Genomic DNA, 24078 nt, shown 5'->3' on the forward strand with positions numbered 1-24078 from the left:
GAAAAGGATTTCAATCATGAATCAACTCCAAAGATACGCCAGTCTCTTCGGCGGTCTTTTTACAGTATTGACGACGGCGCATGCGGGTACTCACCCACTCGCTCAGAAAGACCTGCCTTTTGATCGTCTGAGCTGGGTTACCACTCATAATTCATACGAGAAAATAAATCAGAACTTCAGGGAGATTCCGCAGCAACTGGACGATGGGGTCCGTGGCTTCATGTTGGATCTTTATCACGATGAAAAATACTCAGACAGTGAGGCCATTCGGGTCTGTCATAAGAAAATCTGCTATGGCAGCTTCGCCAATCAACTGGGTAACGAAATTCTGCCTTTTCTAAAGAAAAACAGAAGTGAAGTCGTCACCCTGTTCCTGGAAACCTACGTTACCCGCGACCAACTTCAGAAGTTTTTGCACAGCTTTCCTCAAGTGGCCGACGTAGCGTTCAATCCCGATAACTTCCCGGCCGCCAGCTGGCCGACTCATGGACAGATGGCGCAAAAAAACCAGCGGCTGATCATTTTTACTGACAGGTCTGAAGTCGCCGGCACTTATACCGTCAGCGGGCGGCCCATCAAGGTCCTTTTCGATCAGGACTGGCTGGTGCAGAACCACTGGAAAACCTTAGGAGCAGCTGCCTCCAGCATTTCGGCCGCACACGATTTTTCCTGTCCGACCCGGTGGACCAGCCTGCCGCTATCAACCGTCAAGGTGGAGGCACGCACGGGCAAGCAGTGGAACCGCCTGTTTCTGATGAATCAGTTTCACTATGCAACATCTACCACTGCGGATTCGGCCACCTACGACAATAATCTGACCTGGCTGATGCGTCGCACGGCAAACTGCGGAACCACACCCAACTTCATCGGCATCAATAACTATCGCAATGGCGATACGCTGCCTTACACCCAGGCGTTGAGTCAGGGAGGCATCTATCTTTGGGAGCGCAATAACGCCAGCACAGCGGGCGACACCGTCTGCGTCATTCCCCGTCGGGCTCAAACGTTGAGACTGCCAGCCAACGGATGCGAAAACGATGAAGCTCGATCGCTCTCGCTGACCGGTATCGATAAGGGCACGCGCATCACGCTCTTCGACAACCCGAGCGGCAACCGTGCAGACGACCACCTCATCATTGATGTAATACGAGATATCGGCATTCATGAAAAAGTGGTCGTCGGCACCCTGGAACAAAGCCGGACCACCGACGCTTACCGAGCAGTGTATGTCCGTAACAACGGTCTGGCGGGCAAGGTCTCTCGCGTGGAAATTGGTACCACTCCTACCGACTTCTCCGATGCGTCTATTGCCCTGTATGAAGGCAATAACGCTGAACAGAACCTGGACTGCGTCGTGCCGTTTCATTACACCCACAATGTGAGGATGAAGCGTAACGGCTTCGGCTGTTCCAATGACGAGATCCGATCCGCCAGAATAGTAAAGGCCAAGGCGGGAACGGAGTTCACATTGACCGGCCATCCGGAGGGTAGCTCCGGGCAAGGCAGAACACACGTGATGGTACTTCGGGACATCACCACTCCTGTCGTTATTCCAAGCTTCAATCGTTCCTATCGGGACGTAAACGTGAAAGTGACGAACCACGGCCAGGGTATCGATGGAAAAATTTCCTTTGGTTACTTCTACGGGGGTCGATAGCGGTCTCAACCGGGGCGGTGCAACAGCGCCCCGGTTCCGTTTTGCAAACAAGCCTGCCGAAGTCCGGCCATAACGAAGTTTTGACATTCCCCTCACACTGCATTGACCCTGGGCCGTGGAGACTTACCTAACTTCTCTCACAGCTCGCTCGCACGGTATGACTCGATGCGCCTTCGATTGATTGCTCCGCTTGTCGCCATGCTCGTAGCTATTTCTGTCAGCGTATCGGCGCCAGCCGAGGACTCGACGTCGTCGGGATCGCGCCCTAGCCAGTGGGCGCAGCCGATCGATACACATTACAACCTGTACCGGATGACGCCGACGCTCTACCGCAGCCGACAGCCCGACGCCGACGCACAGCCGTTGCTCAAGCAGCTCGGTGTAGTGACCGTGGTGGACTTCATCAAGGAAAGCGACAGCAACTGGCTGTCGGATCCGACCGTGACGCTGATCCAGATTCCGTTGCAGACCGTCCACATCGATGACGAGGACATCATTCAAAGCCTGCGCGCCATTCAGACCGCCCAGGAAAAAGGCCCGGTGTTGATGCATTGCAAACATGGGCTGGACCGTACCGGTCTGGTGGCAGCGATGTACAGGATTGTCGTGCAGGGCTGGAGCAAACAAGACGCACTCGATGAGATGGAACATGGCGGGTATGGCAGTGTAGACAGCCTCAAGCACGGCATCGAGTACATCAATAAGGTCGATGTAGACGCCTTGAAAACCGCCTTTAACAGCGGCGCGTGCAGCACCAGCGCATTTGCTGGCTGCGCGCTCAAAGGCTGGTTTCAAAAAACCGATGTGGTGGGGGTGCAGACGATCTTGTGGCGGCTGTAAGCCTTCACAACGCCTTCTGACCTGGCCGAGGCCTGCAGGAGCCGGCTTGCTGGCTCCTGCAGGTTGATGCCAGCGTGTCAGCTCGGATCAATCGGCTTCTTCAGCTTCGGGTTGGGAAAAAACTGCACGCCCTGCACCTTTGGACCAGCCGGCTTTACCGCAGCCTTGGTGACGCGTGTCCCCAACTCTTTGGGGATCGACTGACCCTGAGCGTTGAGCGTGTCGCAATACCCGCAGTGCACGCACTCCCGATGCGGAACGTCGTCCTCGCTCCACATCATCAGCTTATCGGGCTCGCTGCACGCCGGGCAGACCGCCCCGGCGATGAAGCGCTTCTTGGTGATCACACGCGGCGTGTCGCTCATGCTGCCGCGTCCTCACTCAAGCCGCAGTGGCGCAGGAGTGCATCGATCGAAGGCTCGCGTCCGCGGAAGTCGACGAACAGCACCATCGGCGCCTGCGAGCCACCACGGGCCAGAATCGCTTCACGGAAAGCGCGCCCGGTTTGGGCATTGAGCACGCCGTCTTCTTCGAACTTGGAGAAAGCGTCGGCCGAAAGCACTTCAGCCCACTTATAGCTGTAGTAACCAGCCGCATAACCGCCTGCAAAAATGTGCGCGAAGCTGTTGGGGAAGCGGTTGTAAGCAGGTGGGCGCATCACCGATACCTCGTCGCGCACCCCATCGAGGACTTGCAGCGTGGTGCGGCCATCGCCATGGGTGGCATGCAGTTCGAAGTCGAAAAGCGAGAACTCCAGCTGGCGCACCATCATCAGGCCGGACTGGAAATTCTTCGCCGCGAGCATCTTCTCCAGCAGATCCTGAGGCAGCGGCTCGCCGGTTTCATAGTGGCCGGAGATCAGTGCCAAACCGTCCGGTTCCCAGCACCAGTTCTCCATGAACTGACTTGGCAGCTCGACCGCGTCCCAAGCCACGCCGTTGATGCCCGAGGCACCCGCATGTTCAACGCGGGTCAGCAAGTGATGCAGGCCATGGCCGAATTCGTGGAACAGGGTGGTGACTTCATCGTGGGTCAGCAGGGCAGGCTTGCCGGGTGACGCCGGAGTGAAGTTACACACCAGATTGGCAACAGGGCTTTGCAGGGAGCCACCGGAGGTACGGCGACGGTCGCGGGCGCCGTCCATCCAGGCACCGCCACGCTTGTTGGCGCGGGCGTAGAGATCGAAGAAGAAGCGTCCGACATGCTGTCCGTTCTCTTTGATCTCAAACAGGCGAACATCCGGGTGCCAGGTATCGAAGCCTTTCTGCTCGGCGATTTCGATGCCGTACAGCTTTTGTACGATGGCAAACAGGCCGCTCAACACTTTGTCGATCGGGAAATAGGCGCGAAGGGTTTCCTGGGACACGCTGTAACGCTGTTCACGCAATTTCTCGCCATAGAAACCCGTGTCCCAGCTTTGCAGATCCGCACAGCCCTGTTCAGCGGCATACGCCTTGAGCTCTTGCAGATCCTGAGCAGCGAATGGTTTGCTGCGCTTGGCCAGATCGCGCAGGAAACTTAGCACCTGATCGCTGGATTCGGCCATTTTGGTCGCCAGACTCAGCTCTGAGAAGCTGGAAAAGCCCAGCAGCCTGGCCAGCTCCTGGCGCAGATCGAGGATCTGCTCCATCACCGGGCCATTGTCGTTTTTGCCTGCATTGGGGCCCTGATCAGAGGCGCGAGTGCAGTAGGCTGCGTAGACTTCTTCACGCAGCGCACGGTCCTGAGCGTAGGTCATCACCGCGTAGTAGCTCGGGAATTCCAGAGTGATCAGGTAGCCTTCCAGGCCCTTGGCCTGGGCGGCTGCCGCCATTTGCCCCTTGGCCGAATCGGTCAGACCGGCGAGAGCGGCTTCATCAGCGACGTGTTTGGTCCACGCTTGCGTGGCATCGAGCAACTGATTGGAGAACTGGCTGCCCAGCTCCGACAGCTTGCTCTGCACCTCGGCGTAGCGCGTCTGCTGCTCGGGCGGCAGGTCGATACCCGACAGTCGGAAATCACGCAGCGAGTGTTCCAGAATGGTTTTCTGCGCCACGTCGTAGCTGCTGGCCTCTGGGCCGTTGGCCAAGGCTTCAAAGGCCTGGAACAGCTCGCGATTCTGGCCCATCTCGGTCGAATAGGCGCTCAGCGCAGGCAGGCAAGACTCATAGGCCTCACGCAGCTCAGCACTGTTACACACGGCGTTAAGATGGCTAACCGGGCTCCAGGCAGCGCCCAGGCGGTCGTTGAGCTCGTCCATCGCCAGCACCAGGCCAGCCCATGTAGGCTGTCTGCCCTGCTTGGCAAGAAGGTCCGCGATCGCGACACGATTGTCTGCCAGAATCTGGTCAATGGCAGGTTTTACGTGCTCGGCGCGGATCGCCGAGAAAGGTGGCAGGTCGTAGGATTGCAAAAGAGGGTTGTTCGCGCTCACGGTTTGGCACCTTGGCAGAAAGAAACACTTGAGCATCTTAATTACAATCGGCGCTGACCGCAGCTATCAGTGCCAGAGAAGGAGCCTATCGTGGCTATTCGCACGTTCCAGAATCACACGCCAGCCCTTGGCGAGCGGGTCTTTGTCGATCATTCGGCCATTGTCATCGGCGACGTTGAAATCGGCGCCGACAGCTCGGTCTGGCCGCTGACGGTGATCCGCGGCGACATGCACCGCATCCGCATCGGCGCCCGTACCAGCGTTCAGGACGGCAGCGTGCTGCACATCACCCACGCAGGCCCCTTCAACCCGGAGGGTTTTGCGCTGTTGATCGGCGATGAAGTGACCATCGGCCACAAGGTCATGCTGCACGGTTGCTCGATTGGCAGCCGGATTCTGATCGGCATGGGCAGCACGATCATGGACGGCGCGGTGGTCGAAGATGAGGTGATTATCGGCGCGGGCAGTCTCGTTCCTCCGGGAAAGCGTCTGGAGAGCGGCTTTCTGTATGTGGGTCGCCCGGTCAAACAAGTACGGCCGCTGACCGAAAAAGAGACCGCGTTCTTCCCCTACAGCGCTACCAACTACGTCAAGCTCAAGGATCAGCACCTGGCTGAGGGTTTCGATACACCCTGCTGAGATGTTTATCCAAGGCTGCCCGTGAGAGACGAAATGCATTACCAGAATATTCTGTTCGACCTGGACGGCACCCTGACCGATCCGCGCGAAGGCATCACCCGTTCGATCCAGTTTGCATTGAGTAAACTGGGCATCGATGAACCCGACATCACCCGACTCGAACACTTCATCGGTCCGCCCCTGTTAGAGCAGTTTATGCATGCCTACGCGTTTGACGAACCGAAGGCCTGGGAAGCAGTAGGCTTCTATCGAGAGCGCTTCAAGGTCACGGGCCTTTACGAAAACGTGGTGTTCGATGGCGTGTTCGAACTGCTCGACCTGCTGTCTGATCAGGGACGCACGCTGTTCATCGCCACCTCCAAGCCCTGGGTGTTCGCGCGGGAAATCGCCCGCCATTTTGACTTTGCCCGGCACTTCAAACTGATCTATGGCAGCGAGCTGGACGGCACACGGACCGACAAGGTTGAGCTGATCCGGCATTTGCTGGACGAGGAAAAGCTTGATCCGAAGCAGACGTTGATGATCGGCGATCGCAAACACGACTTGATTGGCGGCAAGCGCAACGGGCTGGATGTCGCAGCAGTGGGCTATGGTTTTGGCAGCCGTGAAGAGTTGCAGGCTGAAGCGCCGACTTATCATTTCGAGTCGTTGCAGGCGCTGCATCAGGCGTTTCTCAAACACTGAAACCACAGGAGCAGACCTGACCAGCACTGATCGAAATTGCTCACACAGGTGAAATGTATTCAGCCCGGCTTGGCTAACCGCGCCAACGCTGCCTTGCGCTGATCCGTGGGCAATCCGCCCAAATGTTCGACGGCATCAAAAAATGCAGGCCAAGCGCCGTTGACCTGATTGAACAGCCTCTCGAACGCCGGAACCCACTGGTCATACAGCCCGATGGGCAGCAGGCGTGCGTTGTTCATCGGCGCATAGATCCAGCTGTCGAAACGCTTGTCGCCGCCCCATTGGCTGTCGCGCAGCTGCCGGTACTCCACGCGCAGACGCTCGAATTCGGCGGCCTTGCGCTGACGCATAACCTGTGGGGCCAGCGGCGCGGCATACAAGGCTTTCAGGCGCTCGCGGGTATGGAGTACCAACCGGGTCAATTGATCGCGACGCCGGGTTTCGGATGACGCAGTTTCGGCAGGCATGCCACGTTCCGCGCGCCATTGGCGGGTGCCTTCTTCTTCAACGAAGGTGGCGTAAGACTCGTTGAACTCGCTGTCGTCCTTTACATAAAAACGCTGATGCGCCAGCTCATGGAAGATCAGGGTGGCCAGGCGTTCATCGCCCCAAACCATCATCGAACTGATGATCGGGTCGTTGAACCAGCCAAGCGTCGAATAGGCCTCAACGCCACTCACGTACACGTCCTTGCCGTCGCGCTTCTGCAAAGCTGCCTCACCTCGCGCCGCGCCTTGGCTGTAGTAACCGCGGTAGGCGACACAGCCCGCAATCGGGAAGCAGTGGGTGACCGGGTCGAGGGAAAACTCGCCAGTGGCGAAGACGTTCCAAACCACGTAAGGGCGATGGATGTCGGCGTACAGTCGGTAGCTTTTATTATCCGGCAGGTGCAAATGCTGGCTGGCGAAGTCCCGCGCCTGCTGCGACTTGAGCAGATGATCGCGCAAGTTAGGGTCACGCTGCGGATCGGTAATCACTTGCGCTACCGGCTCGCGAGCGCGCAACAGGGCTAGCTGACCGCTGGCCAATTGCGTGTAATAGGAAAGACTGGAGCAACCGCTAATGAGTAAAATCGCCAGCATTGGCAAGGCGCGCCGGAACCCCGGAATGTTCAATCGATTCATGCAGCGGCCTTTACGTCAAAATACAAAAGTTGCCCACCGCCGCCGTTATGCCGTACAGCCGACCTGTGACGCAACCAACATTGTCATCTGCCTGAATGCGGAGTCTGTCATGCGCTTGCCCCTGTCAATCATAGCTTTGAGTCTGCTGGCGGGATGCGCAGGCCCGCTGCCTGCGGTCGATCCTCAGAGGGCCTGGATCGATCTGCACACCTTCACCGGCAAAACACTGATGGCCGACAAGCTCGATGGCGTACGCACCGAAGACGGCCGTTATTTTCAGGTCACCCCAGGCAAGCACACGCTGGAGGTTCGCTACGACTATGAGTACGCGTCCGGCGGACTGGGCTTGTCGATGGACATTTACAATGAGCTGACCTGCTACGTCACCATCGACTATGACCACTTCGAAGCGGGGCAGCGATATCGGCTGGACGTGCGCCACGTGGCTAACAGCATCGATGCGCAATTGCGTGACGAGCAGCGCAGAGTGCTGGCGCAAGAGGGCCGGGTTTTTTGTATCCCGTGATGCGGTGAGCGTGCAGATCGGGGGCTATCGATGACCTGTGGAGGCGAGCTTGCTGCGTATGGGTCCGCAGATTCACAACATAACTAACGGCTGCGAGTCGGACGCCGCGAGTAAGCTCGCTCCCACCGAAGTCGTCTTCTGCCACGCCACAGTTGTGGTCATTTCCGCCCCTCTGCGCCGGCCTGCAAATTACCGATCATTATTCTGATAGATGATCTTCTTCGTGCCGTTGTCGCAGGTGCCCTTGACCATGTTGGGGTCCTTGGCTTCGTCATTGCTCACAATCTCGAGCGTGTAAGAGCTGACGTTCTGCGCCTGGATCTTGGCCTCGATCTCAGCCTTAAGTTCTTCACAGGGTTTGGGGGCGGCGAACACACTGGTGGTCAGTGCGCAGAGGATCAGGGTTACGGCTAAACGCTTCATGGTCGACTCCTTCGAGGCCGCGCGATACGCAGCGGCCACTCATGTGACATTGCTCGCCGCCGCCGGTTCTCTGCCCTCGGAAACGCAGATGACCCGCATAGGCGGGCCATCGAGGTCGTGCGCTGAGCGAAGGGTCAGCTCAGCAGGGTGGCATCCAGGGTGATCTTGGCGGAGAGTAGCTTGGACACCGGGCAGCCTTCTTTGGCTTTGGCGGTCAGTTCATCGAACTGCGCTTGGGTAGCGCCTGGAATCTTGGCCTTGAGAATCAGGTGCACAGCAGTAATAGAGAAACCACCATCCACCTGATCCAGTTTCACTTCAGCCTGCGTATCGATGGCGTCGGCTTTCAAACCGGCGTCGCCGAGAATCATCGACAGGGCCATCGAGAAGCAACCCGCGTGGGCTGCGCCGATCAGTTCTTCCGGGTTGGTGCCCTCGCCGCCTTCGAAGCGCGCTTTGAAACCGTAGGGCGCTTCACGCAGCACGCCGGTTTCAGTGGAGATGCTACCGGTACCAGACTTCAGGTCACCTTCCCAATGTGCGGATGCTTTCTTGACGATGCTCATGGTGTCTCCTCGTGAAAATAAGTGCGATTGGCTCGCACTGGACTAAAAGTGTGAGGAGTGTAGGCGGAACTTAGTTCCGCGGTTCTCACAGGCCAGCGTTATTTGCTGATTTCTCGCCGCGACAAATCCGACCAAATTAGTAGGAAATTGCTACTTCCCCATTGCAACCTGAAAATACGGCCTTATCCTAAAGCCTTAACGCAAATATTTAGGCTTAACGCAGGTTTGCTCTCGCGCCTTCGAGCTGGCGGCGCCTGGCCAAGCCCTCAAGAGGATCCATCACAGCCTATGAAACGCTTAGCTGATGTGAAGATTTCCACGCTCGACCTGGTGCCGGTTCGCGAAGATAAAGGACCGGCAGAATCGCTGCGCAACTCCCTGGACCTGGCTCAACACGTCGAGAAGTGGGGTTACAACCGGTTCTGGGTGGCCGAGCACCACAATATGGATGGCATCGCCAGCTCCGCAACTTCGGTATTGCTGGCTTATCTGGCAGGCGGCACCTCAACTATCCGGGTCGGCTCGGGCGGCGTCATGTTGCCAAACCACGCCCCGCTAGTGATCGCCGAACAATTTGGCACCTTGGCAAGCCTCTATCCCGGTCGTATCGACCTGGGCTTGGGTCGTGCGCCGGGTTCCGATCAAATGACCGCCCGCGCCCTGCGCCGTGAACGCTCCGGCAGCGCCGACGACTTCCCGGATGATGTCGCAGAGTTGATGAGCTATCTTGGCCCGCGCCAGCCGCACCAACGGGTGATCGCTGTGCCAGGCACCAACACCAACGTGCCGATCTGGCTGCTGGGCTCAAGCCTGTTCAGCGCGCAACTGGCCGGGCAACGCGGTTTGCCCTACGCCTTCGCTTCGCACTTCGCCCCACGCTTCATGCACGAGGCGATTCGCGTCTATCGCAACCACTTCCAGCCTTCGGCAGTGCTGGATAAGCCGTATGTGATGCTCGGCGTACCGTTGGCGGCGGCTGACACCGACGAGCGCGCTGAATACCTGGCAACCTCGGTGTATCAACGAATCCTGAGCTTGATTCGTGGGCAAAGTCTGATGCAGAAGCCACCGGTCGAAAGCATGAACGGGTTGTGGTTGCCCCATGAGCGCGAGGCAGTCATGGACTTCTTCGGTATCGCGATGGTCGGCGGCCCGGAAAAGATTCGCGCCAAGCTGGACGTACTGCTGGAACAGACCGACGCCGACGAGTTGATCTTCACCTGCGACATGTACGAACACGCCGACCGGTTGCGCTCTTATGAGATTCTCGCTCAGGTAGCGAGAGGCTAAATTCCTGAGCGCAATCAGACTGTGGTAGCGAATTCATTCGCGATGGGTGGGTGCATTAATGGATGTCCATCAGTTGCACCGTCTCGCGAATGACTTCGTTCCCACACTGGGTTGACCCCGATTTCAAGGGTCGGACACGACCTCACCCAGGGCACGCTCACCGGGCCCATAAAAAAACCGACGCCAATGCGTCGGTTTTTGTATGCTGCAACGGACCACATCAGCCGCGCTTGTATACCAGTTCCTTGGTGCCGCCTTCGCAGGTCCCGACGACTTTGCCATCGGCAGCGCTGCCCTTATCCACGGCTTCCAGGGTGTAGGACGAAGCACCATTGGCCTTGATCTTTGCGTCGATCTCCGCTTTCACGTCATCGCACGACTTTCCGGCCGCCATGGTGGTGCCTGCAATGCTTAACAACCCTACTGCCAACAGAATCTTCTTCATCAGTCACACTCCCTCGTCAGGCGCTTTGCAAGCGTAAAGGCCGCTCGAAAGAAGCGGCCCTGTCACACAATACCCGTGTCGCATTCACGACAGTGCGGTAGGTATAGCGAAGGTTGTGGCATTCAGCCAGTGCAAAAGTTCATCAACTCTTGTCGAGGCGAAACCCTACTTTGATGGTCACCTGAAAGTGTTCCACCTTACCGTCCTTGATGTGACCTCGAGTTTCCAGCACTTCGAACCATTCCAGAAACTTCACGGTTTCGGCCGCTTGGGCGATTGCATTCTGAATCGCATCGTCAACGCCAGTGGTCGACGAGCCGACCAGTTCAAGCAGCTTGTAGGTGTGGTGATCAGACATGGCAGTTTCTCCAGGGGGTCTTCAATGGCCGTAACAGCGAAATCGCTCTATACGTCAGTCGCGAAAAGCCTCCGAAAAGTTCACAAATAAAGGCACTTGCAAACCGCACTGCACTTTCTGGAAGCGCTGTAGTCGGAATCAACACACGCCACTCATCATTGCAGGAGAGTTAAATCATGGCATTCACGTCATCCCGTAAAGCGTCATTGCAAAGTATGGAAGCTGAAATCGAAAGTCTGCTCAAGTCTTTGGAAGGCTTGAAGTCGGACGCTTCGGACGAGTCGCGCAAAACCCTGAAAACCCTCAAAGCCAACGCCGAAAGCGCGCTGAGCCATTCGCGCAGTCTGCTGAGCGATGTCTATGAGGATGTCAAAGTGAAGACCCGCGAAACCAGCGTTGCAACACGCGACTACGCGCAAGAACACCCATGGACCACTGCTGGCGTTGCTGTCGGCGCGGTCGGTCTGCTGGCTGCCTATTTGCTGTGCAAACGCAGCAACTGATTACGTCCGGCCTGACCGTGTCAGCTCTTGCTTGAGCCACTGAGCCAGTTGTAGCGCACGCCCGTTAGCAGCACGTCCAGGTACCCATAACGCCAGTTGCGCCAAGGTTTCACTGAAACCCCACGGCGCAGCCAGGCGTCCCGCCTTCAAGTCGTCAGCCACCAGTTGTTCAGGTGCGATGGCAATCCCAAGTCCTGATACAGCGGCCTCCAGCAAGTAATACAGGTGCTCGAACCCTTGTCCGTACACAAGTGCCTCGGGATCGATGCCGTTTTGCCGTGCCCAACTGGGCCATGCCTGCAGGCGGGACATGGTTTGCAATAACGGCTCGCTGAGCAGCGCTTCTAGTGGCGCGTCACGCAATGCTTCAAAACGCGGGAGGTGCGGACTCAATACAGGTCCAATGCGCTCGCTTGCCAGCTCAAAGACCTGCATGTCGGCGGGCCAGGGCGGTTCGGCGAATACCAGCAACGCGTCCAGACCTGGCCGCCGGGGATCGAGATCACCTTCTCCGGCAGACAAATGCAGACGCAAGTCAGGAAGATCCGCATGAAGGCGTCCCAGTCGCGGAATGAACCAGCGCGCCAGCAAACTCCCTGAGCAGCCCAAGACGAACGGCGCGTCAACGCTCGCCTGAGTCAATTCAGCGCACACCCCGCGCAGACGATCAAATGCCTCCCCACTGGCGTCTCTTAATCTGACACCTGCATCTGTGAGTTTAATGCCGCGTCCATCCTTGCTGAACAAAGCGACTCCCAGATGCTCCTCCAGCACTTTCAACTGCCGACTGACGGCGCCGTGGGTAACGTGCAGCTGCTCTGCAGCCTGACTGACGCTGTTGAGGCGAGCAGCGGCCTCGAAGGCACGCAGGGCGTTAAGCGGGGGAAGGTCTCGGCTCATGGTATCTGTGAGTTTTTCTGACAGGTTAGGGCGATCTTATCGGTTTTCATCGATCATGACGCTCGTTAAAGTGTGTTCACTGCCTGACGGCTAACCCATTCGTCACCCTGGAGCGCCCCACCATGACCCAGACCCAATACCGTAACGGCCCGGATGCCCGTGGCATGTTCGGCGCGTTCGGCGGTCGCTATGTCGCCGAAACCCTAATGCCACTGATCCTCGACCTGAGCCGTGAATACGAAGCGGCTAAAGAAGATCCTGCATTTCTTAAGGAGCTGGCCTACTTCCAGCGCGACTACGTGGGTCGTCCGAGCCCGCTTTATTTTGCCGAGCGTCTGACCGAGCATTGCGGCGGCGCCAAAATTTATCTCAAGCGCGAAGAGCTGAACCACACTGGCGCGCACAAGATTAACAACTGCATCGGGCAGATTCTGCTGGCACGGCGCATGGGCAAGAAACGCATCATTGCCGAAACCGGCGCAGGCATGCACGGCGTGGCCACTGCCACCGTAGCCGCACGGTTCGGTCTGGAATGCGTCATCTACATGGGCACTACCGATATCGAGCGCCAGCAAGCGAACGTGTTTCGCATGAAGCTGCTGGGCGCTACCGTGATCCCGGTCGTTGCGGGCACCGGCACCCTGAAAGACGCGATGAACGAAGCGCTGCGTGACTGGGTGACCAACGTCGACAACACCTTTTACCTGATTGGTACTGTTGCCGGCCCACACCCTTACCCAGCGATGGTCCGTGATTTCCAGGCCGTGATCGGTAAGGAAACCCGCCAGCAACTGCAAGAGCAGGAGGGCCGTCTGCCCGACAGCCTGGTGGCATGCATTGGCGGCGGTTCGAATGCGATGGGCCTGTTCCACCCGTTTCTGGACGACACCAGCGTGCGCATCATCGGTGTCGAAGCGGCCGGCCACGGCATTGAAACCGGTAAACATGCAGCGAGCCTCAACGGCGGCGTGCCGGGCGTGCTGCATGGCAACCGCACGTTCCTGCTGCAAGATGACGACGGTCAGATCATCGACGCCCACTCGATTTCTGCCGGCCTGGACTATCCAGGCATTGGCCCGGAGCACGCCTGGTTGCACGATATCGGACGCGTCGAATACACCTCGGTCACCGATAACGAAGCCCTGGCCGCTTTCCACCAGTGCTGCCGTCTGGAAGGCATCATCCCGGCACTGGAAAGCGCCCATGCCCTGGCCGAAGTCTTCAAACGCGCGCCCACTTTGCCCAAGGATCACCTGATGGTGGTCAACCTGTCCGGTCGCGGCGACAAGGACATGCAAACCGTTATGCACCATCTTGATCTGTCCAGGCAGGAGACACACTGATGAGCCGCCTGCAAACCCGTTTTGCCGAGCTGAAAGAGCAGAACCGCGCCGCCCTGGTGACATTTATCACTGCGGGTGACCCGTCTTACGACACCTCTTTGGCGATCCTCAAAGGCCTGCCAAAAGCCGGTGCCGATGTCATCGAGCTGGGCATGCCGTTCACTGACCCGATGGCCGATGGGCCGGCGATTCAGCTGGCGAATATTCGCGCGCTGGACGCTAAGCAGAATCTGGCAAAAACCCTGCAAATGGTGCGCGAGTTCCGCACCGAGGACAGCAGCACACCTTTGGTGCTGATGGGTTACTACAACCCGATTCACAACTATGGCGTTGAGCGCTTCATCTCTGAAGCTCATGAGTCGGGTGTCGACGGGCTGATCGTGGTTGACCTGCCGCCGGAGCATAACGCCGAACTGTGCGACCCTGCGCAAGACGCTGGTCTGGACTTCATCCGGCTGACTACGCCGACCACTGACGATAAGCGCCTGCCAACCGTACTCAACGGCAGTTCGGGCTTTATCTATTACGTGTCGGTGGCCGGTGTGACCGGTGCAGGCTCTGCCACCATCGATCACGTCAAGGAAGCGGTGGCACGGCTGCGTCGTCATTCTGATTTGCCGATCAGCGTCGGTTTCGGGATTCGTACGCCGGAGCAGGCGGCGGCCATCGCTAGGGTTGCCGATGGTGTGGTCGTCGGCTCTGCGCTGATCGATCACATCGCCAACGCGCACTCCGCTGATGAGGCTGTCAGCAACGTGCTGCAATTGTGTTCGCAACTGTCCGAAGGTGTTCGTAAGGCACGTGTGTCCTGAAGGTAAAGTTCCTGATACAGAGGAATCTACGCCTTGGTCAGTGGACTAACCGGTACAGTGAAGGGGTTCGGACCTACGTTCTGAGCCCCTTTTGCTGACTCGAATTCGCTGAGGAGCGCGCTACATGAAAGTCTCGAATCGTTTGGTCGCAGGGTTAGGCGTATTAATGGTCAGCGCCAGCGCGCTGGTCCATGCGGCGCCACCGGATCAGCGTGGCGACCATGATGACAACGGCCCTGGTCAGCATCAGGAACAAGGCGCTCAAGGTGCTCAAGGTGGCCAGCAAGGAAACCGGGGCAATGACCGGGGCAACGATCATCGCGCGGACAACCAAGGCAATGATCGTCGCGGCGGGCGCCCACCGCAGGACTTCGGCGATGTTCGTCGCACGATCCAGGACCACCGTGAAGTCATCGGTCGCGGCCAGCCACTGCCGGCAAACATTCATGTCGAGAAAGGGCGCCCGTTGCCGCGTGGCTATGGCCGTCGACTGGATGACCGTTCGATGCAGTACCTTCCCCGTTACGACGGCTATGAATGGCGCCGACTGGGCACCGATGTCGTGCTGGTCGCCATTGGCAGCGGAATCGTCTACGAAATCCTGGATGGCGTTTTGAACTAAGGCATTTCCCGGACACATGGGACAAACCTGCAGGAGCGCATTCATTCGCGATGTAGCAGTACCTCTGAAAGATATCTATCAGGTGCCGCCCTCTCGCGAATGAAGTCGCTCCCAACGGGTCATTTTGCAGCGCACGGCCGCCACCAGCCTTGATACTGCGCTGAAAATGCTGGGACCGGCGGCCGTCGGCATTGCCGACGAGCTGGAACTGAACCTGCACGCACGCCAATGTGTGAATTGGGTTGCATGAGAGTGCGGTGAGCCTCTACACCGCAATCGATGGCAGCGGCTTGCCCACCAACGAATCCCCATTGAGCGCCTGCTCACTTTTTAACCAATCGACAAAACGCTGCACGATCTGCAATCGGCGTTTTCGCTGAGGCAGAACGATGTAATAGCCGTAAGCGGAAATTGCCGTGCCTGCGATGGGACGGCATAACAAACCTTGCTCCAACAGGTCGTCGACCAGGTGCCGCCAGCCAATCGCAACCCCCTGAGCGCCAATCGCCGCTTGAATCAGCAGTGTGTAATTGTCGAACCGCAATTGCCCAGGAGCCGGCATCTGCGCGATGTTCAGGGCGCGGAAGACACCGCCCCAGTCGAACCAGTTATTGCCGCCTTCTCCGCGCAGATGCAGCAACGCAAATTCTTTCAATGCCTCGACGGGCAAGGGCAGGTCACGCCCGGCGAGTAGTTTGGGGCTGCACACTGGAAATACTTCTTCACTGAACAGCCAGTGGCTTTCGCCCTGTTTGAAGCGCCCGTCGCCAAACAGTACGGCGACGTCGATGTCCGCGCGCAGCATGCTGTGGCTGCGCTCGCTGGTCACCAGACTGACATCCACGTCCGGATTGTCTTTGTGAAACCGATGCAGACGCGGCATCAGCCAATACGCAGCGAAGGCGAAGTCCGTCGCCACCTGCAGCACCTCATGCTGATGCTGCTCGGTAATCAGGCTCAGCCCGGCGTCCATCGACTGCAACCCAGCCTGCACATGATTGAACAGAATCTCCCCGGCGTCGGTGAGTTCGATGCCGCGGTAGATACGATCGAACAGGCGCGTTGCGAGTTGCTCTTCAAGCCTTTTCATTTGCTGGCTGATAGCCGGCTGGGTGGTGCCCAGCTCAATGGCGGCAGCCGTGAAACTGCGCAGTCGGGCAGCTGCCTCAAAGCCGCGAAGCAAATCCAGCGACATGTCACCAAGAGAAATAAACATAAGCGTGGCTTATCCTACACATTGTGTTTAACGGGCTTTACCGCTGAAGCCATGGGTCCCATCCTCTGAATCAGCAATTTCGCATAAATATTCACTATGGAATGCCGCGAAAACATGAAGCGCAAGAACATTCTTTTCATCATGGCCGATCAAATGGCCGCGCCGATGTTGCCGATTTACGCTCCATCTCCAATCAAGATGCCAAATCTGAGCCGCCTCGCCGCCCAAGGCGTGGTGTTCGACGCTGCCTATTGCAACAGTCCGTTATGCGCACCGTCGCGTTTTACACTGGTCAGCGGCCAGCTGCCGAGCAAGATAGGCGCCTACGACAACGCTGCCGATTTCCCTGCCGACGTACCGACTTACGCCCACTACCTGCGCAGCCTGGGCTACCGAACGGCGTTATCGGGCAAGATGCATTTCTGCGGCCCCGACCAGCTGCATGGCTATGAAGAGCGCCTGACCAGCGATATCTATCCAGCCGACTATGGTTGGGCAGTCAACTGGGATGAGCCCGACGTTCGCCCGACCTGGTACCACAACATGGCGTCAGTGCTGCAGGCTGGCCCCTGCGTTCGCACCAATCAGCTGGATTTCGATGAAGAAGTGGTGTTCAAGGCCCAGCAATACCTGTTCGATCACGTGCGCGAGGATGGCGACCAACCGTTCTGCCTGACCGTATCGATGACCCATCCGCACGACCCGTACACCATTCCCAAGGAATACTGGAATCTCTACAGCGACGACGAGATCCCGATGCCGTCCGCGCCACCCGCGCACGCCGACCAGGATCCACACTCCCAACGCCTGCTCAAGGTCTATGACCTGTGGGACAAGCCGTTGCCAACGAATAAGATCCGTGACGCCCGTCGCGCCTACTTCGGTGCATGCAGCTATATCGACGACAACATTGGCAAATTGCTGAAGACCCTGGAGGACACCGGTCTGGCGGAAGACACCATCATCGTGTTCTCCGGCGACCACGGCGATATGCTGGGCGAACGCGGGCTTTGGTACAAAATGCACTGGTTTGAAATGTCCGCCCGCGTACCGCTGCTGGTGTACGCTCCGGGGCAGTTCAAGGCGAGTCGCGTGAAGGCCGCTGTGTCGACCGCCGACCTGCTGCCCACGTTTGTCGCACTGGCAGAAGGTCGTCTGGATGCCGGTTTGCCGCTCGATGGCCGCTCATTGCTGCCGCATCTGCAAGGCGAGGGCGGTCACGACGAAGTGTTCGGCGAGTACATGGCCGAAGGCACCGATAGCCCGTTGATGATGATTCGTCGCGGCGCTTATAAATTCATTTATTCGGAAAAGGACCCATGTCTGCTGTATGACGTGGCCAATGATCCGAAGGAACAGGAAGAGCTGAGCCAGTCTGAAGTTCATCGCGACCTGTTCAATGCGTTCCTGGCCCAAGCCAGGGACAAGTGGGACATTCCGGCGATACACCACCAGGTGCTCGCCAGCCAGCGTCGTCGGCGTTTCGTTGCCCGATCGCTGGCCCTCGGCAAGCTGAAGAGTTGGGATCACCAGCCGCTGGTAGACGCCAGTCAGCAGTACATGCGCAACCATATTGATCTGGACGATCTGGAGCGCAAGGCCCGTTATCCGCAACCTTGACCCTGCCAATACCTAGAAAACCAAAAGGGGCACACCATGAAGAAATTGTTCACGACGTTGGCGGTTACGGTGATGAGCTTGAGCGGCGTTGTTGCAAACGCCGCTGACGAAAGTTGCAGTACGGTCAGGATGGCCGACCCAGGTTGGAGTGACATTGCTGCAACCAACGCCACGGCGGGGTTTCTGCTCGAGGGCATGGGTTACAAAACCAAGGTCGATACGCTAGCGGTGCCGATTGCCTATGGGGGGCTCAAGGACGGCAAGATAGACGTGTTCCTGGGTAACTGGATGCCTGCGCAGCAGGGCTTCTATGACAAGTTCATTGCCACGGGGGACGTGACTCAGTACGCGAAGAACCTGGAAGGCACCGAATTCACCCTGGCTGTTCCCGATTACGTTTACGACGCTGGCGTGCATGATTTCGCCGACCTGAACAAATTCGCCGACAAGTTTCACAAGAAGATCTATGGCATTGGCTCGGGCGCTCCGGCCAACGCGTCGATCCAGGAAATCATCAAGAACAATGAGTTCGATCTGAAGGACTGGAAGCTGATCGAGTCCAGTGAACAGGCGATGCTGGCGGAAGTGACGCGTAATGTGAAGAAGAAAGAGTTCGTGGTCTTCCTCGGCTGGACCCCCCACCCGATGAACGTGCAGATTAAAGGCATGCACTATCTGAAAGGCGGCGAAAAGTACTTCGGCGATACCGGCAGCGTCTACACCGTGACGCGTAAAGGCTACGCCGAGGCTTGTCCGAAAGTGGCTAAACTGTTTTCCAACCTGACGTTCACGCTGGACATGGAAAACAGCATCATGCAGGACGTCAACAGCAAAAAGATCAATAACGCCGAGGCAGTGAAGGCGTGGATCAAGGCCAATCCGGCGGTGCTGGACAAGTGGCTCGACGGCGTTAAAACCATCGATGACAAGGACGCACTGGCGGCAGTCAAAGCCAGTTTGTAATCGCCATCCGCGACCTTGGGATCTAGCTTGATCTCAGGGTCGCCCAAAGACCTGTAGGAGCGATCACCCAAGGATATAAGCGCTTGGGGCATGCAAAAACGAAGTTAACCCTCAGCCATCAACCTTCGCAACTCGGCCAGCACCGGTGCCGAATCAGGACGCACCCCGCGCCACAGATAAAAGGCTTCAGCGGCCTGCTCCACCAGCATCCCCAACCCATCCACCGCCTGCCCGGCATGATGTTGCACGGCCCAGCGGCAGAACGCGGTGGGCTCCTGAGCGTACATCATGTCGTAGCAGAAGGTTTCGCCGCGCTGGACAAGGATCGGCGGGATCGGCGGCAAATCACCCGACAGACTCGCCGATGTGGCGTTGATGATGATGTCAACCGGCTCTTCCAGCCAGTCGTACCCGGCAGGCAGGATCGGCCCCAGGTCGGCGAACTCCTGCGCCAGCTGCTGGGCCTTTTCCACAGTACGATTGGCGACCACGAGCACATGCGGCTCCTCGGTCAGTAACGGCTCCAGCGCGCCGCGTACAGCGCCGCCGGCCCCCAACAGCAAGATGCGTTTGTCTTTAAGCGCAACGCCGTGGTTGACCTTCAAGTCGCGAACCAGACCGGCGCCGTCAGTGTTGTCGCCCAAGAGGCTGCCATCTGCCTGACGCGCGAGGGTGTTCACAGCACCGGCTCTGCGACCGCGCTCGGTCAGTAGATCCGCCATCCGATAGGCCTCTTCCTTGAAAGGCACCGTGACGTTGGCGCCAAGGCCGCTCTCGAAAAAGTGTTTGGCGAAGGCGGTGAAGCGGTCCAGCGGCGCTAATGCAGCCTGGTAATCCAGCGTCTGTCCAGTTTGCTCGGCGAACAGTCGATGAATCAGCGGCGATTTGCTGTGGCCAATGGGATGGCCGAAGACGACGTAGTGATCCATGTGCATTCCAGACCTGGAGTCAGCCTCCAGCAATTAAGGGTGGGTCGGGGTGCTTTCGCAAGCCTGCTCGCTTCCACAACAGTGATGAGCTGAGCAGAACTTGACCTCTTTAGGCGAGCTTGCCTAAGGAGGGTTAACTCGCTCCGAGACCCAGCCAGTCGCGATCCTGCAGGTAATAATCGGTCAGGCGCGCCTCTTCACTGCCCGGCGCAGCTTTCCAGTCATAACCCCAACGCACCTGGGGCGGTAACGACATCAGAATGGACTCGGTACGCCCCCCCGATTGCAGACCAAACAAGGTGCCGCGGTCGTACACGAGATTGAACTCCACATAGCGACCGCGGCGGAATTCCTGGAACTCACGCTGTTGCGGGGTATAAGGCGTCGCCTTGCGGCGCTGGACGATCGGCAGATAAGCATGGACGAACGCATCACCGATGGCACGCAGGAATGCGAAGCTGGTGTCGAAATCCCACTCGTTCAGGTCGTCGAAAAACAACCCCCCCACGCCGCGTGGTTCGTTGCGGTGCTTGATGTGGAAATAGCGGTCACACCAGGCTTTGTAACGCGGGTAGACGTCCGCACCGAATGGCGCACAGGCCTGTTCGGCCACGCGGTGCCAATGTATGCAATCCTCATCGACGCCGTAATAGGGGGTCAGATCGAAGCCGCCGCCGAACCACCAGACCGGTTCTTCGCCCTCTTTTTCAGCGATGAAGAAACGCACGTTGGCGTGGGAGGTCGGAACATGTGGGCTATGCGGATGCATGACCAGCGAAACGCCCAGGGCTTCAAAACCGCGGCCAGCCAGTTCCGGACGATGGGCGCTGGCAGAGGGCGGCAGACCGGCGCCGAAGACGTGGGAAAAGTTGACCCCGCCTTTTTCGATGACATCGCCGTTTTCGATTACCCGCGTACGACCGCCACCGCCTGCGGGACGCTCCCAGGCGTCCTCGACGAAGCGGGCGCCGCCGTCTTCTTGCTCCAGAGCGGCGCAGATCCGGTCTTGCAGATCGAGCAGGTAAGCTTTGACGGCATCGGTGCGAAAGGACATAGCAGTACCCTGAATAACGTAAAACCGGTATTTGGGAGCGTCGTTGCACACGCCGCTTGCGGTCCACGACCGCCGCGAGCCTGAACGAAGCTCTGAAAGTGGCGCGTAGCATACACCGCCTTGACGGGCGCCGCAGTTGACGAGGACCAAACGAAGGAGTCCGATAGAAGCCTTTCGCACTCCCGGTTTTGTCCCAAAGTTTCGATTCATGATGGAGAAAGCACATGGCAAAGCGTATCCAATTCCGCGCCCACGGCGGCCCTGAAGTTCTCGAGTACGTCGACTTCGAACCGGCCAAACCGGGCCCGAAAGAAGTGCTCGTGGGCAACAAAGCGATTGGCGTTAACTTCATCGAGACTTATTTGCGCACCGGCCTGTATCCCGTTGCCTCGATGCCATCGGGTCTGGGCAATGAGGGCTCGGGCATTGTTGAGGCCGTCGGCGCAGAGGTCACACACGTTAAGGTCGGCGACCGCGTGGCTTACGGTACTGGCCCTCTGGGAAGCTACGCAGACCAGCACCTCGCGCCTGCCGCGAACGTGGTCAAACTGCCTGATGAGATCAGCTTCGAACAGGCGGCGGCAATCATGCTCAAGGGCTTGACCGTGCAGTACCTGTTTCGCCAGACCTACGAGATTCGTCCCGAAGAAATCATCCTGTTCCACGCTGCAGCCGGTGGCGTGGGCTCCATCGCCTGCCAGTGGGCCAATGCGTTGGGGGTCAAGCTGATCGGCACGGTCAGTTCGCCGGAAAAAGCCGCACATGCCAAAGCTAACGGCGCTTGGGAAGTCATCGACTACAGCAAGGAAGATGTGGCCAAGCGGGTGCTTGAGCTGACTGGCGGCAAGAAAGTCTCGGTGGTGTACGACGGCGTCGGCAAAGACACGTGGGAAACGTCATTGGACTGCCTTGAACTGCGTGGCTTGCTGGTCAGCTTTGGTAATGCGTCGGGCGCGGTTTCCGGCGTGAACCTCGGGATTCTGGCGCAGAAGGGCTCGCTCTATGTGACCCGCCCTACACTGGGCTCCTACGCGAATACCCCGGAAACGCTTCAGGCCATGGCCGACGAGGTGTTTTCCATGGTCAGCAGCGGCAAGGTGAAGGTCGATGACATCAAGAAATTCGCCTTGAAGGATGCTGCACAAGCGCACACCGAACTGTCCGCCCGACGCACCACCGGGTCAATCATCCTAGTGCCTTGATCACCTCAGTGCCTCGTCGCACAACCGGTGGGAGCGAGCTTGCTCGTGAATGCTGAAGCCAGGACACAAGGTGTGTCGCAGGCACCGGCCTTGTCCTGAGCAAGCTCGCTCCCCAGGTGTGTAAACGGTTGAGCCATCAGCCCGCTCTTACAACCTCAGCCGTCACCAGATCACGAATCACGCTTGGATTGCGCCGTCCGCCCAAGGGGCCGTTCAGAACATGGTCAAGTTGCCCGTGGAAGTACTGCTCGATCCGCAAACGCGTGCGAGCAGCAGGACGGCCCGTGGGGTTGGCGGAGGTCGAGACCAGCGGACCGGTCAGGGCGCACAGCTCACGCACCTGGGGATGATCGCTGACGCGCAGAGCTACCGTTTCGCGACCGCCGGTGATCCAGTCCGGCAATAGGCCTTGATGCGGTACCAGCCAGGTATTTGGCCCAGGCCAGGTGCTGGCCATGCGATCAATCCAAAGCTCAGGGAAGTCCTCGAACAGAAAGTCGAACTGACGAATGTTATCGGCAATCAGGATCAGGCCTTTTCCGACCGGCCGCTGCTTGATTGCCAGCAAGCGGTAAACCGCCTCGAAATCCCAAGGATCACAGCCCAGCCCCCAGACTGCTTCGGTTGGATAGGCAATCACCGCTCCGGCCCGGATCTCTTGTGCGGCTTGTTGCACACGCCAACTGCTGACCATTGTTCGCTCTCCGATTTACGCTGGGGGGCAGTTTAACCTCAGCGCGCCCGAGCAAACCATCGCCCGGCTTCACAGACCACGCTGCTGTCGAGTTCAAGCTCGGTCAATGCTGCCAGCACTTTTGGCAAAGGCCAGCCGCTGTTGGCAGCCAGCGCTTCACTGGTCTGCGGCGCAGCATGCAGCAAAGCCAGCAGTGGATGATCGGGGCTTGCGGAATTTGGCTCGGCTGCAGCGCTGGGCGGCAGGCTTTTCCAGCCCTGTAACCCCTCAAGAATGTGATCGACCGTTTCGACGAGCGTTGCGCCGTCACGAATCAGTTGGTGACACCCGCGAGCGCCCGGGTGATGAATTGATCCCGGAATCGCATACACCTCGCGGCCTTGCTCTGCAGCGAGCCTGGCCGTAATCAGCGAGCCGCTGGCAACGCTGGCTTCCACCACCAGCACGCCAAGCGACAGCCCGCTGATGATGCGATTGCGTCGAGGGAAATTGCTGGCGTGGGGCTCGGCGTCCAGAGGCAATTCCGAAATCACTGCGCCACCGTGGGCGATCATGGCCGCGGCAAGCTGACGATGGCGCTGTGGATAAAATTTTTCGATCCCCGTCCCAAGCACGCCGATTGTCGCGCCTTTTACATCCAGTGCACCTTGGTGAGCAGCACCGTCGATACCCAGCGCCAGGCCACTGGTAACCACGAATCCAGCGCTGGCCAGACTTCGTGCAAACGCGGCAGCAGTATCCAGCCCAGGCTTGGAAGCACGGCGACTGCCGACCATTCCCAACTGCGGACGATCAAGCAAAGTGCGATTGCCCGCAACGAACAACAGAGGAGGCGGGTCGGGAATTTCTGCAAGCAAAGCCGGGTAGTCGGGGTCGTCCCACATCAGCAAATGCTGGTCCGCACGCTCAAGCCAGGCCAACGCAACGCTGGCGCCATCGCGCACATCAGGGCTGCGTCGTGCATCGGCACTGGCCGCTGGCAGGCGCAACGAACGCCAGGCAGAGGCCGGTGCGCTGAGTGCGGCAGACGCGCTGCCGAAGGCATTGATGAGGGTCTGGAAGCGCTTGGGACCGATTTCCGGCAACCGGTGAAGACGCAGACGCGCCTCCAGTTCGGCAGGCGAATGCCCAGGTTTTTCGAACAGCGGCATGAGATCTTCCTTGATCCTGTGCCCACCTAAAACAGTGGGCGAATCTGTGGATAACTCTGTTAACAACATTTAGATAAGTGAAGCATGCCGGTGGAAAAAAGTGT

At 58.4% G+C, this 24078-nt stretch carries 26 protein-coding genes; 13 read left to right on the forward strand and 13 right to left on the reverse strand.

Features of this window, described 5'->3' with window-relative positions:
• The first annotated feature begins 16 nt into the window (after positions 1-16).
• Positions 17-1657, forward strand: coding sequence for a hypothetical protein (locus EC915_RS25370; protein ID WP_256658807.1), 1641 nt, complete (start codon positions 17-19; stop codon positions 1655-1657).
• A gap of 165 nt (positions 1658-1822) precedes the next feature.
• Entirely contained in the window at positions 1823-2497 is a 675-nt protein-coding gene (locus tag EC915_RS22215) for a dual specificity protein phosphatase family protein (RefSeq protein ID WP_218568093.1), read from the forward strand.
• Between the two features lie 77 nt (positions 2498-2574).
• Here the strand turns inward: EC915_RS22215 and EC915_RS22220 are convergent, their stop codons facing one another.
• A complete protein-coding gene (locus EC915_RS22220) occupies positions 2575-2862 on the reverse strand; it encodes a YheV family putative zinc ribbon protein (RefSeq protein WP_133752656.1) in 288 nt (95 codons plus the stop codon).
• Positions 2859-4910 carry an oligopeptidase A gene (gene prlC, locus EC915_RS22225; protein WP_133752657.1) on the reverse strand — a complete coding sequence of 684 codons (2052 nt, stop codon included), beginning with the start codon at positions 4908-4910 and terminating at the stop codon, positions 2859-2861. Before prlC ends, EC915_RS22220 begins: the two co-directional genes overlap by 4 nt.
• Before the next feature lie 90 nt (positions 4911-5000).
• Here prlC and EC915_RS22230 point away from each other — a divergent pair, with 90 nt between their 5' ends.
• Both EC915_RS22230 and EC915_RS22235 read left to right on the forward strand, forming a co-directional pair.
• Entirely contained in the window at positions 5001-5549 is a 549-nt protein-coding gene (locus EC915_RS22230; RefSeq protein WP_133752658.1) for a gamma carbonic anhydrase family protein, read from the forward strand.
• 33 nt (positions 5550-5582) lie between these two features.
• Positions 5583-6233 carry an HAD family hydrolase gene (locus EC915_RS22235; RefSeq protein ID WP_133752659.1) on the forward strand — a complete coding sequence of 217 codons (651 nt, stop codon included), beginning with the start codon at positions 5583-5585 and terminating at the stop codon, positions 6231-6233.
• Between the two features lie 59 nt (positions 6234-6292).
• On the opposite strand, the gene EC915_RS22240 is transcribed toward EC915_RS22235, so the two are convergent.
• Positions 6293-7357: an aminopeptidase gene (locus EC915_RS22240; protein WP_133752660.1), complete on the reverse strand. Its 1065-nt coding sequence runs from the start codon at positions 7355-7357 to the stop codon at positions 6293-6295.
• A gap of 109 nt (positions 7358-7466) precedes the next feature.
• On the opposite strand from EC915_RS22240, the gene EC915_RS22245 reads away from it, so the two are divergent.
• Entirely contained in the window at positions 7467-7883 is a 417-nt protein-coding gene (locus EC915_RS22245) for a hypothetical protein (protein WP_133752661.1), read from the forward strand.
• A gap of 189 nt (positions 7884-8072) precedes the next feature.
• Here the strand turns inward: EC915_RS22245 and EC915_RS22250 are convergent, their stop codons facing one another.
• Positions 8073-8306 (reverse strand): DUF1161 domain-containing protein, encoded by a 234-nt coding sequence (locus EC915_RS22250; RefSeq protein ID WP_133752662.1) that lies wholly within the window; start codon positions 8304-8306, stop codon positions 8073-8075.
• A 134-nt stretch (positions 8307-8440) separates the two neighbouring features.
• On the reverse strand, positions 8441-8872 hold the full coding sequence (locus tag EC915_RS22255) for an OsmC family protein (protein WP_133752663.1): 432 nt from the start codon (positions 8870-8872) through the stop codon (positions 8441-8443).
• 288 nt (positions 8873-9160) lie between these two features.
• Here EC915_RS22255 and EC915_RS22260 point away from each other — a divergent pair, with 288 nt between their 5' ends.
• Complete coding sequence (locus EC915_RS22260; protein WP_133752664.1) at positions 9161-10162, forward strand: LLM class flavin-dependent oxidoreductase; 1002 nt, start codon at positions 9161-9163, stop codon at positions 10160-10162.
• Between the two features lie 220 nt (positions 10163-10382).
• On the opposite strand, the gene EC915_RS22265 is transcribed toward EC915_RS22260, so the two are convergent.
• Both EC915_RS22265 and EC915_RS22270 read right to left on the reverse strand, forming a co-directional pair.
• Positions 10383-10607 carry a DUF1161 domain-containing protein gene (locus EC915_RS22265; protein WP_133752665.1) on the reverse strand — a complete coding sequence of 75 codons (225 nt, stop codon included), beginning with the start codon at positions 10605-10607 and terminating at the stop codon, positions 10383-10385.
• 142 nt (positions 10608-10749) lie between these two features.
• Positions 10750-10965: a dodecin gene (locus tag EC915_RS22270; RefSeq protein WP_133752666.1), complete on the reverse strand. Its 216-nt coding sequence runs from the start codon at positions 10963-10965 to the stop codon at positions 10750-10752.
• Between the two features lie 176 nt (positions 10966-11141).
• On the opposite strand from EC915_RS22270, the gene EC915_RS22275 reads away from it, so the two are divergent.
• Complete coding sequence (locus EC915_RS22275) at positions 11142-11468, forward strand: YqjD family protein (RefSeq protein ID WP_133752667.1); 327 nt, start codon at positions 11142-11144, stop codon at positions 11466-11468.
• Here EC915_RS22275 and EC915_RS22280 read toward each other — a convergent pair whose 3' ends face one another.
• Positions 11469-12368, reverse strand: a complete 900-nt coding sequence (locus tag EC915_RS22280; protein ID WP_133752668.1) for a LysR family transcriptional regulator — start codon at positions 12366-12368, stop codon at positions 11469-11471.
• 122 nt (positions 12369-12490) lie between these two features.
• Between EC915_RS22280 and trpB the strand changes: the two genes are divergently transcribed.
• From trpB to EC915_RS22295, 3 genes are all read left to right on the forward strand, one after another.
• Positions 12491-13711, forward strand: a complete 1221-nt coding sequence (trpB, locus tag EC915_RS22285) for a tryptophan synthase subunit beta (RefSeq protein ID WP_133752669.1) — start codon at positions 12491-12493, stop codon at positions 13709-13711.
• On the forward strand, positions 13711-14523 hold the full coding sequence (gene trpA, locus EC915_RS22290) for a tryptophan synthase subunit alpha (RefSeq protein ID WP_133752670.1): 813 nt from the start codon (positions 13711-13713) through the stop codon (positions 14521-14523). The genes trpB and trpA overlap by 1 nt, the downstream gene beginning before the upstream one ends.
• A gap of 124 nt (positions 14524-14647) precedes the next feature.
• Positions 14648-15145 carry an anti-virulence regulator CigR family protein gene (locus tag EC915_RS22295; protein ID WP_133752671.1) on the forward strand — a complete coding sequence of 166 codons (498 nt, stop codon included), beginning with the start codon at positions 14648-14650 and terminating at the stop codon, positions 15143-15145.
• A gap of 265 nt (positions 15146-15410) precedes the next feature.
• Here the strand turns inward: EC915_RS22295 and EC915_RS22300 are convergent, their stop codons facing one another.
• Positions 15411-16361, reverse strand: a complete 951-nt coding sequence (locus EC915_RS22300) for a LysR family transcriptional regulator (protein WP_133752672.1) — start codon at positions 16359-16361, stop codon at positions 15411-15413.
• 114 nt (positions 16362-16475) lie between these two features.
• On the opposite strand from EC915_RS22300, the gene betC reads away from it, so the two are divergent.
• Positions 16476-17981 carry a choline-sulfatase gene (gene betC, locus EC915_RS22305; protein WP_133752673.1) on the forward strand — a complete coding sequence of 502 codons (1506 nt, stop codon included), beginning with the start codon at positions 16476-16478 and terminating at the stop codon, positions 17979-17981.
• 36 nt (positions 17982-18017) lie between these two features.
• Positions 18018-18944 (forward strand): choline ABC transporter substrate-binding protein, encoded by a 927-nt coding sequence (gene choX / locus EC915_RS22310; RefSeq protein WP_133752674.1) that lies wholly within the window; start codon positions 18018-18020, stop codon positions 18942-18944.
• 104 nt (positions 18945-19048) lie between these two features.
• Here the strand turns inward: choX and aroE are convergent, their stop codons facing one another.
• Together aroE and hemF are read right to left on the reverse strand one after the other, a co-directional pair.
• Positions 19049-19873, reverse strand: a complete 825-nt coding sequence (gene aroE, locus EC915_RS22315) for a shikimate dehydrogenase (RefSeq protein WP_133752675.1) — start codon at positions 19871-19873, stop codon at positions 19049-19051.
• A gap of 133 nt (positions 19874-20006) precedes the next feature.
• The gene (gene hemF / locus EC915_RS22320; protein ID WP_133752676.1) at positions 20007-20927 is read right to left on the reverse strand and encodes an oxygen-dependent coproporphyrinogen oxidase; all 921 of its coding nucleotides are present in this window, start codon (positions 20925-20927) and stop codon (positions 20007-20009) included.
• A gap of 224 nt (positions 20928-21151) precedes the next feature.
• Between hemF and EC915_RS22325 the strand changes: the two genes are divergently transcribed.
• Positions 21152-22129, forward strand: a complete 978-nt coding sequence (locus EC915_RS22325; protein WP_133752677.1) for an NADPH:quinone reductase — start codon at positions 21152-21154, stop codon at positions 22127-22129.
• Between the two features lie 136 nt (positions 22130-22265).
• On the opposite strand, the gene EC915_RS22330 is transcribed toward EC915_RS22325, so the two are convergent.
• Both EC915_RS22330 and dprA read right to left on the reverse strand, forming a co-directional pair.
• Entirely contained in the window at positions 22266-22823 is a 558-nt protein-coding gene (locus EC915_RS22330; protein ID WP_133752678.1) for an L-threonylcarbamoyladenylate synthase, read from the reverse strand.
• 38 nt (positions 22824-22861) lie between these two features.
• A complete protein-coding gene (gene dprA, locus EC915_RS22335; RefSeq protein ID WP_166651060.1) occupies positions 22862-23974 on the reverse strand; it encodes a DNA-processing protein DprA in 1113 nt (370 codons plus the stop codon).
• Between the last annotated feature and the right edge of the window lie 104 nt (positions 23975-24078).

Source organism: Pseudomonas sp. LP_7_YM, from assembly GCF_004364435.1.
In the GTDB taxonomy this organism is placed as follows: Bacteria; Pseudomonadota; Gammaproteobacteria; order Pseudomonadales; family Pseudomonadaceae; genus Aquipseudomonas.

Excerpts from the sequence above, each read along its gene's own strand:
- EC915_RS25370 (WP_256658807.1), top strand. The coding sequence starts at position 17 with ATGAATCAACTCCAAAGATACGCCAGTCTCTTCGGCGGTCTTTTTACA.
- EC915_RS22215 (WP_218568093.1), top strand. The coding sequence starts at position 1,823 with ATGCGCCTTCGATTGATTGCTCCGCTTGTCGCCATGCTCGTAGCTATT.
- EC915_RS22220 (WP_133752656.1), bottom strand. The coding sequence starts at position 2,862 with ATGAGCGACACGCCGCGTGTGATCACCAAGAAGCGCTTCATCGCCGGG.
- EC915_RS22235 (WP_133752659.1), top strand. The coding sequence starts at position 5,583 with ATGCATTACCAGAATATTCTGTTCGACCTGGACGGCACCCTGACCGAT.
- EC915_RS22240 (WP_133752660.1), bottom strand. The coding sequence starts at position 7,357 with ATGAATCGATTGAACATTCCGGGGTTCCGGCGCGCCTTGCCAATGCTG.
- EC915_RS22245 (WP_133752661.1), top strand. The coding sequence starts at position 7,467 with ATGCGCTTGCCCCTGTCAATCATAGCTTTGAGTCTGCTGGCGGGATGC.
- EC915_RS22250 (WP_133752662.1), bottom strand. The coding sequence starts at position 8,306 with ATGAAGCGTTTAGCCGTAACCCTGATCCTCTGCGCACTGACCACCAGT.
- EC915_RS22255 (WP_133752663.1), bottom strand. The coding sequence starts at position 8,872 with ATGAGCATCGTCAAGAAAGCATCCGCACATTGGGAAGGTGACCTGAAG.
- EC915_RS22260 (WP_133752664.1), top strand. The coding sequence starts at position 9,161 with ATGAAACGCTTAGCTGATGTGAAGATTTCCACGCTCGACCTGGTGCCG.
- EC915_RS22265 (WP_133752665.1), bottom strand. The coding sequence starts at position 10,607 with ATGAAGAAGATTCTGTTGGCAGTAGGGTTGTTAAGCATTGCAGGCACC.
- EC915_RS22270 (WP_133752666.1), bottom strand. The coding sequence starts at position 10,965 with ATGTCTGATCACCACACCTACAAGCTGCTTGAACTGGTCGGCTCGTCG.
- EC915_RS22275 (WP_133752667.1), top strand. The coding sequence starts at position 11,142 with ATGGCATTCACGTCATCCCGTAAAGCGTCATTGCAAAGTATGGAAGCT.
- EC915_RS22280 (WP_133752668.1), bottom strand. The coding sequence starts at position 12,368 with ATGAGCCGAGACCTTCCCCCGCTTAACGCCCTGCGTGCCTTCGAGGCC.
- trpB (WP_133752669.1), top strand. The coding sequence starts at position 12,491 with ATGACCCAGACCCAATACCGTAACGGCCCGGATGCCCGTGGCATGTTC.
- trpA (WP_133752670.1), top strand. The coding sequence starts at position 13,711 with ATGAGCCGCCTGCAAACCCGTTTTGCCGAGCTGAAAGAGCAGAACCGC.
- EC915_RS22295 (WP_133752671.1), top strand. The coding sequence starts at position 14,648 with ATGAAAGTCTCGAATCGTTTGGTCGCAGGGTTAGGCGTATTAATGGTC.
- EC915_RS22300 (WP_133752672.1), bottom strand. The coding sequence starts at position 16,361 with ATGTTTATTTCTCTTGGTGACATGTCGCTGGATTTGCTTCGCGGCTTT.
- betC (WP_133752673.1), top strand. The coding sequence starts at position 16,476 with ATGAAGCGCAAGAACATTCTTTTCATCATGGCCGATCAAATGGCCGCG.
- choX (WP_133752674.1), top strand. The coding sequence starts at position 18,018 with ATGAAGAAATTGTTCACGACGTTGGCGGTTACGGTGATGAGCTTGAGC.
- aroE (WP_133752675.1), bottom strand. The coding sequence starts at position 19,873 with ATGGATCACTACGTCGTCTTCGGCCATCCCATTGGCCACAGCAAATCG.
- hemF (WP_133752676.1), bottom strand. The coding sequence starts at position 20,927 with ATGTCCTTTCGCACCGATGCCGTCAAAGCTTACCTGCTCGATCTGCAA.
- EC915_RS22325 (WP_133752677.1), top strand. The coding sequence starts at position 21,152 with ATGGCAAAGCGTATCCAATTCCGCGCCCACGGCGGCCCTGAAGTTCTC.
- EC915_RS22330 (WP_133752678.1), bottom strand. The coding sequence starts at position 22,823 with ATGGTCAGCAGTTGGCGTGTGCAACAAGCCGCACAAGAGATCCGGGCC.
- dprA (WP_166651060.1), bottom strand. The coding sequence starts at position 23,974 with ATGCCGCTGTTCGAAAAACCTGGGCATTCGCCTGCCGAACTGGAGGCG.